The sequence below is a fragment of the Paenibacillus aestuarii genome, from assembly GCF_027789125.1.
Taxonomy (GTDB): Bacteria; Bacillota; Bacilli; order Paenibacillales; family NBRC-103111; genus Paenibacillus_E; species Paenibacillus_E aestuarii.
In genome coordinates, this window is the sequence record NZ_JAQFVF010000038.1 from 18031 (window position 1) to 30657 (window position 12627).

At 51.7% G+C, this 12627-nt stretch carries 6 protein-coding genes; 5 read left to right on the plus strand and 1 reads right to left on the minus strand.

The genetic code is table 11. The annotated features are described in order from the left end of the window. The first annotated feature begins 291 nt into the window (after positions 1 to 291). The 5 genes from O9139_RS17580 to O9139_RS17600 all read left to right on the plus strand — a co-directional run bounded on the left by O9139_RS17580 (position 292) and on the right by O9139_RS17600 (position 11505). Positions 292 to 2610, plus strand: coding sequence for a polysaccharide lyase family 7 protein (locus tag O9139_RS17580; protein ID WP_270880776.1), 2319 nt, complete (start codon positions 292 to 294; stop codon positions 2608 to 2610). Between the two features lie 387 nt (positions 2611 to 2997). Then, positions 2998 to 4947 (plus strand): efflux RND transporter periplasmic adaptor subunit, encoded by a 1950-nt coding sequence (locus O9139_RS17585; protein WP_270880777.1) that lies wholly within the window; start codon positions 2998 to 3000, stop codon positions 4945 to 4947. Further along, positions 4944 to 8093, plus strand: a complete 3150-nt coding sequence (locus tag O9139_RS17590) for an efflux RND transporter permease subunit (RefSeq protein WP_270880778.1) — start codon at positions 4944 to 4946, stop codon at positions 8091 to 8093. Before O9139_RS17585 ends, O9139_RS17590 begins: the two co-directional genes overlap by 4 nt. A gap of 63 nt (positions 8094 to 8156) precedes the next feature. Continuing rightward, a complete protein-coding gene (locus tag O9139_RS17595) occupies positions 8157 to 10961 on the plus strand; it encodes an RCC1 domain-containing protein (protein ID WP_270880779.1) in 2805 nt (934 codons plus the stop codon). A 244-nt stretch (positions 10962 to 11205) separates the two neighbouring features. After that, the gene (locus O9139_RS17600; protein ID WP_270880780.1) at positions 11206 to 11505 is read left to right on the plus strand and encodes a DUF6509 family protein; all 300 of its coding nucleotides are present in this window, start codon (positions 11206 to 11208) and stop codon (positions 11503 to 11505) included. Between the two features lie 141 nt (positions 11506 to 11646). On the opposite strand, the gene O9139_RS17605 is transcribed toward O9139_RS17600, so the two are convergent. Beyond that, positions 11647 to 11874, minus strand: coding sequence for a hypothetical protein (locus O9139_RS17605; protein WP_270880781.1), 228 nt, complete (start codon positions 11872 to 11874; stop codon positions 11647 to 11649). Between the last annotated feature and the right edge of the window lie 753 nt (positions 11875 to 12627).

Consider the following 12627-nt stretch of genomic DNA (forward strand, 5'->3'; position numbering starts at 1 on the left):
TTTTTCCCACAGATCAGCGAACTATGCAAACCTATAATTTAGACAACTGGACCTAAAAAATCTTTTAACGGCCTGCTGCGGGAAACGGCTATAATGGGATCACATGGGAGGTACAAACGACCATAGCGCCGTAAATTCGGCATCAAACACAAAGGCGGAGGTGAAGGTTGACGGGTTTTGAAAGCGCTTCAGATGGATGAAGTTGTGACTTCAGGACAACCAGACCACATCGGGTACGGCTAGAATGAAAGCGGCTGAACAATCCAATACGAAAGCGGAGAGGATATAATAATGATGCGTTCTCATGCCAAAAAAGGAATGCGTTTCTTGCTTTGCATGCTTTTACTGGTGGCGATGATTCCAGCTACGCCGATTTTTGCGGCAACTTTATTCAGCGATACATTTGAAAGTTACTCGGCGTTTCCGCAAGGCGCCTGGGTGAATGCAACCAGCAACGGCAATTGGGCCATCTCTACGATCAGCACCAAACTCGCAAAACAAACCACAACAACCTCGACTGACTACATCATGACGAACGGTCAGACCACTTGGACGAATTATACCTACGCTTCACGCCTTCAAACAGGATCAACTAGCGCCACAACGGGCATTTTGGCCCGCTATTCCGATAACAACAACTACTATATGCTCGCATTGAATAATGGCAGCGTCGTGCTGAAGAAGAAAGTCGGCGGCATCGTCACAACCTTGCAGAGCGCTCCGTTTACATACAACACATCGACCTTCTACACGCTGCAATTGGCCGTGAACGGCTCGGACATTTCCGGCTCCGTCAATGGCGTGCAGCAAGTCAGCGCGACGGACAGCAGTTTATCCAGCGGTAAAATCGCCGTTTACTCCACAGGCGCAGGCTGGTGGGACGATGTGCTTGTCAGCGATATTACCGGCACCGATACGCAAGCTCCGACAGCGCCTGCAGGATTGGCGGCAGCCGCAGCCTCCAGCAGCCAGATTGACCTGAGCTGGACGGCGTCCACAGATAACGTTGCCGTGACCGGTTACGATGTGTATCGCAGTTCGACGCTGGTTGGATCCGTGACGACAACGTCGTTCAGCGATACCGGCCTGAGCCCGTCCACATCGTACAGCTACACGGTCAAGGCGAAGGATGCCGCAGGCAACGTCTCGGCCGCCAGCAATACAGCCAGCGCTACGTCGCAGGCGAGCGGCGGCGGTACAACCGTGACAGTCGCGAATCCCGGTTTTGAAAGCAGCTTCACGAGCTGGACGACAAGCGGCAGCACGGCGATCTCGACGAGCGATTTCCACAGCGGCAGCAAATCTGCCAAAGTTTCCGCTTCCGGCTCCCAGGTTTCGCAGACGATTTCCGGCTTAAGCCCAAGCACCAGCTACACCGTGAGTGCCTGGATTCTTGGCCAAGGCTTGATTGGCGCGAACGCGTTTGGTGGCAACGAAGTGACCGTCAGCGGCAATTCTTCGGCTTGGACGCAAATTCAGGTTTCGTTTGCAACCGGCGCGTCGAGTACAAGTGCGGTCATTTTCGCTCGTGGTACGTCGTCAACGGATGTCCGCTTTGATGACTTCACGGTGACGGGCGGAAGCGTTGGAGATGGCGGGGATACGCAAGCGCCTACAGTTCCGACAGGGCTGACGGCGGCGCCCGCATCCAGCAGCCAAATAAACTTGAGCTGGACAGCGTCCACCGATAATGTCGGCGTAACGGGCTATAACGTGTACCGGGGATCGACGCTTGCCGGCTCTGTAACAGGCACTTCCTTCAGCGATAGCGGGTTAAGCGCTTCCACTACCTACAGCTACACGGTGAAAGCGAAAGATGCTGCAGGCAATCTGTCGGCAGCGAGCAATACGGCCACTGCAACGACACAAGCTGACGGGACGCCTATGCTGCCATCTGATGTGCTGTATCTCAAGAATTGGAAAATTACGCTGCCGATCCCGCAAGATACAGATGTTACGAAGCCGAAGGAAATCGTCCAGCCGGAGCTGGATACGTATTCAATAGATCCATGGTTCAAAGTGGTGCATGACGCTGATGGCGATGCTGTGCAATTCCGTGCCAACCACGGCGCAATCTCCACAAGCGGCTCTAAAAATCCGCGCAGCGAGCTGCGAGAAATGAAAGATAACTATTCAGGCGCTGATTCCAGCAACTTTGCGTCATGGGGAACGAACGATGGCAAGACCCATTCCATGTTCATCAAGCAAAAAGTGACGCATCTGACGAGCGTAAAGCCGCATACGGTCGTCGGTCAAATTCATGACGCAAGCTCGGACATCACCGTGTTTCGGGTGGAAGGCAACAATCCGGGCGGCGTCTCGACAACGGCCAAAGTTTATGTTACTGACGGCAACAATACGCACGCTTACCTGTTGGACGACAACTATACGCTCGGCACCGTCTTCGCAGTCAAAGTAACGGCTTCCGGCGGCGTCATCAGCTACGAGTACAATGGCCAGCCCGTGCCTTACACGCAAACGAAAAATGTCACAGGCTGCTACTTCAAAATCGGCAACTACACGCAATCCAACGATTCCACAGCGCCTGATGAAAGCCCGGATGCTTACGCGGAAAACTGGGTTTATGATTATACAGTGACACATCAGTAGTAGCAGCGTGCTGGCGTGCTGAAGCCGATGCGAGCTTGAGCCAAGCCGGCCGGGGCAGAGCAAATTTCTAAGCAAAAGCCAATCCCATGGGGTTGGCTTTTTGCGTTTTGGCCGCAGAGGGTGTTGCGCGAAAACAGCCGCCTGCGAGGTATTTTGCCTCGGATAACGGAACTCTCCTTCCGCTATTCCATACGCTCGCCGCCAGCGTTCCCTCGACAATTTTTCTGCTGTACGGAGCTCAGATTTCGATTTAAGATAAATGTGAATGAATACGCAGAATTTTTACATATTTTTCACATGTCATTCACATTTCTATCATGAAAATCTTCTATTGTGGAAGAGAGCGCTTTGCCCAAATGAATAGAAGTAGACGGAGGTTTCAATCCAATGAGGAAGTACAGTTCACTCAAGAGCACCACAATCATCGCAGTCGCCACCGCGATAACCGTCACCATAGCCGGGTGCAGCTCCGCACCAACAACGGCTAAACCAGGGGCAAACGGTCGTACCGGCACGCGTCAGATGACAGTGGAAACACAAGCTGTCAAATTATCCGACATCGGTGGAGGGCAAGTTTTTACCGGGTCCATTACGCCTGCTTTCACAACGAACCTTTCCTCCAAGGTTAGCGGAAGAATCTCTTCGCTTGACGTGAAAATTGGAGATCATGTCACAGTAGGACAAGCTTTGGCACATATCGACACATCTACGATCGAGCAATCGATTGAGCAGTCACAGAGCGATCTGGCCGTGAGCCAGGCACAGTACAACAAAGCGATCAATGATCAAGCGAACGCGCTCGCGTCCGCGCAAAAAGCATTTGCCGTCCAGCAAGCGGCTTATGAGAAAAGCATCAGCGATCAGAAAAATGCCGTAGCTTTGGCGCAAGCTCAATTGAACAATGCCATCACGACGCAGCAAAATAACGTGGAGAACGCAAAGCAAGGGGTTAACGAGAAGCAAGCCAGTTTCAGTAAAGCGCAAGCGGATGCAGCGAATGCTGTCACAACGGCGCAATCGAATTTGAATTCGTCGCTTGATAATTTGCTAACCACACAAAATAACAATATGGATACATACCAGCTCAAAGTTGAGCAGGCTGTTGCTGCATACAACGCCGCCATCCAAGCTGGCGTTGGCGTGCAAACGGCGCTGTCCAACTTGCAAAGCGCGCAGCTTCAATTGCAGCAAGCCCAGCAATCCCAATATAAAGATACACAAAGTGCTCAGCAATCGCTGACTAGCTTACAAAATTCACTTATAACTGCGCAAAGCTCACAGTCTGTACAGGTCGCGCAAGAGGCGCTCAATACAGCGCTGCTCTCACTGGCTAACACACAGGCGTCAGCTGCAACGCAAATCGAGCAGAGCCGCGCATCGCTCGCGCAAGCGCAGGCGGCACAAGAGACAGGCAAGAACAGTTCGGATGCTAGCCTCGATCAAGCCAAACAAGCCTTGAAAGCAGCGCAATCGACGGATCAAGTGGCACTCAGCAGTGCCCAGTTGGAGCAAGCACAGACGAAATTCAAGGTGCTGAGCGAGCAGTTACAGGATGGGGTGCTGACGAGCCCAGTTGAAGGTTTCGTCTCTTCGATCCTAGTTCCTGAAGGACAAAATGCCGGGCAAAACGCCGCAGTGCTGTCCATTTCTTCGATGGATCCGGTCATCGCTACAGTCAACGTTTCCGAAGCGTCTGTCGGCAAAATGAAGGTAGGCTCACCGATGAGCGTGAGTGTGCCGACATTGGGCAAATCTTTTGAAGGCTCCGTTTATGTCGTACATCCGACAATGGATGCAACTTCCAAGTCGTATTTGGTCGACATTAAGATCAAAGATGACAATCACGAGCTGCTTCCAGGCATGTTCGCAGAGTCTTCCCTGAAAAGCGAAGGCAAGCAAACGATCGTCGTTCCAGCCGATGCGGTTATCAGCCAATCAAGTGGTAACGCAGTATTTATTGTGAAAGACGGCAAAGCTTCTAAAGTGCTTGTCAAAGTGGGCGTTATGACCAGCTCTTCATTTGAAATTACGAGCGGCTTGAAAGTCGGCGACGAGCTTGTAGTCAAAGGTCAGGAGCTGCTGTCCGATAACGTGCCGGTACAAGTCGTTCAACCAGGTCAAGAAGGCGGAACCGGTAAAGGCCAGGGTCAGGGTCAGGGCCAAGGTAAACAAGGCCAAGGTCAAGGTCAAGGTCGACAAGGCGGCCAAGGCGGTCAAGGCGGTCAAGGTCAACGTGCCGGAGCTGGAGGGCAAGGCCAGAATGGTGGCCAATCAAGCGCTAAGCCTACCGCTGGTGGAGCTGACGCAGGCTCTGCGAAAGCGGGGGCTGGCCAGTGAAATTAGCTAACTTTTCGGTCCATCGACCGGTCACTATTTTTATGATTATGGTTGCGCTGGTGATCGTGGGATCGATTGCGGTCCCGCTGCTGCCAGTGGACCTGTATCCGAATTTGGAAATCCCGTCGGCGACGGTGTCCGTTTCATGGAGCGGCGCCTCCCCAACACAAGTCGAACAACAGATAACGAAGCCGATCGAGAATGCCATGGCAACCGTAGCGGGTGTGACGAGTATTACCTCCAACTCGCGGACGGGATCAGGCAACGTAACGCTGCAGTTTAACTACGGCACAGATATTGACCAGGCGACGCTGACCATGCGGGATAAGCTCGACCGGGTACGAAGATCGCTGCCAACGGATGCCGACGCGCCTGTCGTATCCCGTGTTGACCCGAACAGTACGCCGATTATGACGCTGGCGTTGTACGGCAAGACCGACCTGGTGACGCTGCGCGATTTGGCTGACAACGTCGTCAGTCCCGACGTGCAGCGTGCGGACGGCGTTGCATCGGTCGGCGTAACGGGAGGCCGTGTCCGTCAGATCCAAATCTTGGTGGACCCAGCCCGTTTGCAGCAGTATAACATATCTTTCAGTGCATTGACTTCGGCGCTTGGCAACGATAACTCGTCGACGGACGCAGGTCTTGTCAACAAAGGGCAACAGTTGGTTCCGTTGCATATTGACGGCGACTTCAAGTCTATGGCTGATATCGGCAAAGTTCAGGTACAGATTGGCAAAGGCCAGACGATCGCGCTGAGCGAGCTGGGGCAAATCATCGACACCTACCAAGATGTGACGCTCGAATCCCGTAAAGACGGCGAATCCAGTGTCAGTCTCTCGGTGCTGAAGCAATCCGACGGCAATACCGTTTCTGTATCCGATAATATTCAGAAATCGCTGCAATCGATTCAATCGAAGCTGCCGGCAGGTGTGCAAATCGCAGTGTTGAATGACTCCGCGAAGTTCATTCGCGATTCCTTAAAAACCGTAGTCGAGCATACGCTGCTTGGCGGTGTGTTCTCTGTCATCATTTTGCTATTCTTCTTGCGCAGCATTCGCGCTACACTCATTATCGGTATCGTGATTCCGATTTCGATTATCAGTACATTTAGTATGATGTATTTTGGCCACCAGACGATCAATACGATCACCTTAGGCGGTCTCGCACTCGGTCTCGGGTCGCTTGTCGACTTTGCGGTCGTTGTATTGGAAAGCATTTTCCGTAAAAGGCACGAAGGTCTATCGCCGGATGAGGCGGCCAAAGAAGGAACGGCCGAAGTCGGTACGGCGGTTATGGCCTCGGCGCTTGCCCAGATTGCCGTATTCCTGCCAACTGCGTTTATTAGCGGTCTGGTGAAGCAATTTTTCTGGCCGATGGCGTTGGTCGTTTGTTTCTCCCATATTGCGGCTTGGTTTGCGGCCGTGACCTTAGTTCCGATGCTCGCCGCCAAAATGCTGCGTGGGAAAGTCGACGAGGAACTGCCTGAAGGCAGAACGCTGAATCCGTTTATTTTGTTCGGCAGAGCGATGAATGTTGTAACCCGAATTTACAGCCGCTTCCTGAAGTGGTCGTTAACACATCGCTGGGTCATCATAGCGGTAACCGTCATATTGTTCGCAGCTAGCGTGTACTCGGTTCGCTTCGTCGGCAGTGAATTAACACCGAAAACTGACCAAGGTCAGATTAACATGAATATCAACCTTCCGCAGGGAACGGACTTTGAGGTTACGAATCAAGTAGCCGGAACGTTGGAAACAAGATTGAAGGCTGTTCCAGAGATTGATTCCGTCTTTACATCCGTTGGTTCCGCAGGAGGCGGGGCTTTCCAATCCGCATCAACGAATACGGCAAGCATACAGATTCGTCTAAAGCCGTTAAGTGAGAGAAAACGCAGTACAGATCAAATCGCGGAGCAAATCCGCGGGTTTACAACCGGCTTTGCCGGCGCGCAAATCGGCGTCAACATTCCGTCCGGCGTTCGTCTTCCGGGACTTGGTGGAGGCGGCAACTTCGGCGGCGGGGACATTCAAGTGAACTTGTCTGGTCCGGACTTAGCCATCCTGCAGAAGCTCGGGGATGTTGTTGAGGAAGAGATCAGCTCCGTGGAGGGCACACGTAACGTGCAAAACACACTCGATCGCTCGATTCCGCAGTTCAATTTAACCATTGACCGCGACGCAGCGGCTCATTACGGAGTATCGCTCAAAGATGTGATGACAGCACTGCGCACCGCTTATCAGGGCAGCGTAGCGACCCAATTCAAAACAGCGAGCTCGCAGATTGCCGTTCTCGTTAAATATCCGAACGATTTTACGAACAAGCTGGAAAACTTCAATAACATTACGATTAACACCTCCTCGGGAACTGTTGTTCCTGTCAGCCAAATCGCTAAAGTTGAGCCTGGTACAGGTCCGGCGCAGATCCGCAGACAGGATCAGAACCGGGTTGCGACCGTACAGGCATCTGTCTTTGGCGCATCGGTCGGTGATGTTGCGGCTAAGGTGAAAGAGAAAATCGACGCGATCCAGCCACCTGACGGCTATCAAGTGACAATGGGCGGCCAGCAAACAAGCCAGAACGAGTCGTTCAAAAGCTTGTATATGATCCTGATCCTCTCAGTCGTTCTTGTGTATATGGTTATGGCGAGCCAGTTTGAATCGTTATACGGACCTTTTATTATTATGTTCTCGCTGCCGCCTACGTTTGTCGGCGCGATTCTCGGACTCGTGGTAACCGGGCGGACGATTAATATGAACTCGATCATCGGGATGATCATGCTTATCGGTATCGTCGTGAACAACGCGATCGTGTTGATCGACTATACGAATCAGCTGCGCGGTAGAGGCATGTCGCTGTTTGACGCTTTGATGGAAGCGGGAAAAGTGCGCTTGCGTCCGATTTTGATGACGACGGCTACCACTGTATTGGCCATGCTTCCGCTCGTGATCGGCTTCGGCGAAGGGGCGGAAACGCAAGCTTCCATGGCAACGGTCGTCGCCTTCGGTTTGACCTTGTCGACACTCGTCACCCTTGTGCTCGTGCCGGTCGTTTACACACTGCTTGATGGCTGGAAGAACGCGATCAGCGGAAGATTCAAGCGTAAACCGAAAGACCCGCAATCCGGGACGGCCGTGACACTATAATATTTTAGCGAAAAAAGCTTTCGGAGCCAGTTGTTCTGGCGATAAACACTAAGGAGCAGGGTTATGAAAACAGTTAAACGTAACATTTCATTATGGCTGTTGGGTTTGCTGCTGCTGAGCGCCTTCACTGCTTTCTCAGGGATGCCTGAGAAAGCATGGGCCGATGCCAGCCAGTCGGCTTTCGATACGTCAGAATTAACGCCCTCTTCCATACTGCAGATTAAAGGTGGTAAAGGATTCACCGTGCTGCTGAAAAAGGACGGAACCGTCTGGACCTGGGGCGATAACCTGCGGGGCAAGCTTGGCGGTGGGCTGAACAACCGCAACCAGGCTGCACAGATCAGCGGTCTGACAGGCGTTAAAGCCATTGCTGTAGGCCAAGCGCATACCCTTGCCTTGAAATCCGACGGCACCGTCTGGGCTTGGGGAGAGAACACGTTTGGACAGTTGGGCAACGGTTCTACGGTGGACAGCTCCTCGCCGGTGCAGGTGGCGGATCTGACTCATGTGACCGCTATTTCAGCTGGTACCTACCACTCTGTCGCTCTTAAGGACGATGGAACGGTTTGGAGCTGGGGTGACAATACGTACGGACAGCTAGGGAACGGTTCGTCCGATTCCCAGAAAAAGCCGGTTCAAGCAATAGGCAATATTTCTTCGGTCAAACAGATTGCCGCAGGTGCTTTTCATACACTGGCCATCGATAAGGACGGCGTTGTATGGGGATGGGGCGATAACTATTTCGGAGAGCTTGGCTATGGATACGACAAGAACAAATTGAGTACCCCGATCATGGCGACAAGCCCCAATTGGCACATAACGCAAATTGCCGCAGGCCTTGATTTTTCTATGGGACTCAAAGACGATGGTACCGTCCTGACTTGGGGGCTCATGACCCAAGATTCCAGCACGATGTATGATCCGAATACGCTTGCCTTTCAGGAGCAGAAATACCCTGTGCTCGTGTCAGGTTTGGAACATGTCGTACAGATTGCTGCAGGTAATTCGCATGCTCTCGTTTTGGATAAAGATGGAAATATGTATACGTGGGGAGATAACCAATCCGGACAACTCGGCTTGGGCGTCGCTTACGATGGCAATACATGGGGACGGACGCTGCCTAACCGTGTAAATGACCTACCGGCAATTACGCGCATGGATGCAGGGCCGAATTTTACATTCGCTATTGATAAAGACGAAAAAGTCTGGGCTTGGGGAAATAACGGTTATAGCCAATTAGGCGATAAAACGGTGAACAACCAGCCGTCCCCGATTCAAACGCAAATTTATAATTGGCTCAACCCTCCAGTAATCAAGCCCGGGGAAGGTACCATTATCGTCAAAAATCCTCGATCCGTTTCACTTGCCGCCGGGGATAGCGATTCTTTTGTCATTAAAAACAATCAATTATACGCTTGGGGAAGCAATGCGTTCGGTCAGCTTGGCGATGGTACCAACACTTCCCAAAACAAGCCTGAACAGTTGCACCTCGACCAGGCAGCAGCCATTGAAGCGGGAGATGCTCATACGGCAGTCGTGAAGCAGGACGGGACACTGTGGACATGGGGACAAAACTTCATGGGCCAATTAGGCGACGGAACAACGGTCAGCCGCTCTACTCCGGCACAGGTGCAAGGACTAAGCGGAGTTGTGGCGGCATCAGCCGGCAGCAACCATACGCTGGCACTTCTTAACAATGGCTCTGTGTGGAGCTTCGGCGATAACACATACGGCCAGCTTGGACACGATAGTGCTGCAGCAACGAATCAAATTATTCAGCTGAACAATATCGTCGCAATCGCTTCAGGCTCCAACTTTAACTTGGCGCTTCAAAACAGTGGGAAAATATGGGCGTGGGGCGACAACACAAGCGGACAGCTTGGAGACGGCACGTATATAGGTAAGCAAGAACCGGTGGAGATTACCGGTGTGACCGGTGTAACCGCGATCGCTGCCGGCAAAAACTTTGCCCTCGCCTTAAAAGAGGATGGAACTGTCTGGGCATGGGGTTACAACGGTTTCGGCCAGTTGGGCAATGCGGATACAGCCACCCAAACGAAGCCGGTTCAAGTATTTGATTTGACAGGCATCAAATCCATTCAAGCAGGTGCATATCACGGGCTAGCTGTTAAAAGTGATGGCACTGTATGGACTTGGGGACAAAATATGTTCGGCCAGTTAGGCGACGGCACCAAAACGAACCAGAGCAGACCGGTGCAAGTCAAAAGCATCCAAAACGCAGATAGCGCAGCTGCCAGCGGATCGCATAACATCGTCAAGCTGAAAGACGGCTCCATCTGGACTTGGGGGGGCAATTACTCCGGCCAATTGGGCGACGGTACGATTGCGAATCGCACTCAGCCTGGCTTGGTAACAGGGCTGAACAAGACCTTCACAGACCTTGCCGGCCACTGGGCACAAGATTCCATTATCCAAGCTGCTGCAAAAGGATACGTGGACGGCTATAGCGACGGAAGCTTTCTGCCGGATCACTCCATCACAAGAGCCGAGTTCGCCAAGATCGCTGCGACCGCTCTTCAACTAACACCTGCTCCAGCAAGTGCTGACCAGACATGGTATCAACCTTACGTCGATGCCTTGCAAAAAGCTGGCGATCTGCAAGCAGGCGACTTCCAACCGGAGTGGGATCAGCCGATCACGCGTCAAGAAATCGCCGCCGTGGCTCTGCGTTCCGTCAGCCCGCAGCTGAAGCAACCGAACACATCCATGGAAGCCAACTATGTGATGGAGCAAGCTGTAAATAAAGGCATCCTTCAAGGGTTGAGCGATGGCTCCCTCGCGCCTGGTGAAGCAACAACCCGTGCGCAAGCCGTTATCGTCATTGAACGCATGCTGAATTTGAAATAAGGAATAGCCGTGCCTGGGTGTTTAACCCTGGGCATGGCTTTTTTTATGTTACCAGCAGTCGGAACTCCAACTACTATGTCTTACATTCAATAGCAAGAGAGTTTCTGAATCAATGAGATCGCGACCAGAAAAAAGCTGAGAGGAAAGGGACGAGCTGCCAAGAGGCGGCAGGGCAGAACGGAGTTCATTTGCACGATGGCGCTCGTTCAAGTATATTTCAATAAGGAAAGAAAGGGATGAGACGATGATTACCATGACCAGTTACACGGTGGAATTAGTGAAGGACCCGTTTGGCATTTTGCAGGGGCAGCGTTATGAATTTATGATCGACATTGAGGTTCCGGATGATGATGAGCTCTACTCCGAGAACGGACTGTATGTAAGAGCGATTTATAATGTGGGCGAGATGAAGTCCGGGCTGATGAAATATGAGTTGTATGAAAAAACGACGCAGCAATACCTCGACTTTGATCTGGAAGATGATGAAGTGGCGGCTATTGAGGCCTTTTGCAAAGAGCATCTGCAAGATGCAGAGGATAATTAGTCCAAGCGCAAACTACCTGACAAAAACATTTATGACCCTCGAACGGGCCACAGGCTATGATGAAAATTTTCATAGCCTTTTTAATTTCATCTAAACTCGCAATACAGCATGTTGCGCCAAGCGGTGGGGAGGCTGCAGTTGTTATTTGACGACTTGCCGTATTTGGTAAATTTCACGCCCATTGCCGAGCAGCTTATCTTCCCGGCTCCGCAGTTGTGAGGAACCGTCGCCATCGAGGAAAATGCCGTCGATGAGCCGGCCGGGCACAATCGTTTGCAAGATCGCTGTGCGAAATTGCTCTATGGTGCAGGGCGTCGGCGTGACGATGAGCCAGACACGGTTGCTGGCGTCGTGGATGTCATGAATCACTGAATTCTTAAATGTATTTAATTAGGTCTTGACGGGCCATGTGAATGTTGAAATGTTTCCAACTGTACCTTAACCAAGAAGTGATACCTTCCTTGTTCCCTTCGGTTGGAGCCCCCTATATTTTGCTTCCTCCCACGCCTTATTTCTATAAAAAGTACAGGTTCCTTCTTTAATTCGTGTAGTGTAAACCGCTTTCTTTTGCATTATTATCGAAATGAAAGTTCTGGAAAGGAGCTACGATGAATTGTAAACGCTTAACTTTTATCACACACTCGATTAGGGGGAATGCATGGAAGAAAGAATCGAATGCTTAAGCGAGTCTTCGCGGGCGGTCAAGGCATTGCGAAGCAATCCGGCGGCGCGACGTTAAGAACATGTTCAAAAGGATTTTGGCGCTGCTTTGCAGCCTATTGCTGGTCGTTGCGTCGATGCCCTTTGAAGCGTTGACAGCGGCGGCGGCTGACAGTTCCGACAGTACGGTTGTTTGGTAGTTGGACACGAGCAAGTTGGGCGTTCCGAGCACGACGAGCGACGGTCAGTACCTTATAATCAACATCCTCAAGGGTCTTAGACAACTTACAGGATGTGTGCAAAATGTGCTCTTCCTCTTGAACGGGACGCTAGCGGATATCCATAAAGCAAAAATTCACAATCTTTAGCGTGTGTTATCAAATCCCTTTGTCGTAACAAGTTTGGTGGTACAAGAAAATCCTTGTGCCGCAAGCCTCGGAGAATGCCGAGAGGCTATCTAAT